The 243-nt window shown below is 51.9% G+C and carries 1 protein-coding gene; it reads left to right on the top strand.

The genetic code is table 11. From position 1 onward, the window contains the following. The coding region (locus SB689_RS23965) for a transposase (protein WP_410694525.1) at nucleotides 1–243 on the top strand (243 nt) is incomplete at both ends.

The following is a 243-nucleotide window of genomic DNA, read 5'->3' on the forward strand; positions in this document are numbered from 1 at the left end:
ATGGGATATGATCCTCATACCTGTCAGTTCACTGATTTTGAGCTAACCGACAGCAGAGACGCTGAACGGCTGGACCGATTTGCGCAAACGGCAGACGAGATACGCATTGCTGACCGGGGATTCGGTTCGCGTCCCGAATGTATCCGCTCACTTGCTTTTGGAGAAGCTGATTATATCGTCCGGGTTCACTGGCGAGGATTGCGCTGGTTAACTGCAGAAGGAATGCGCTTTGACATGATGGGT

The organism is Chryseobacterium sp. SIMBA_038 (assembly GCF_046535115.1).
In the GTDB taxonomy this organism is placed as follows: domain Bacteria; phylum Bacteroidota; class Bacteroidia; order Flavobacteriales; family Weeksellaceae; genus Chryseobacterium.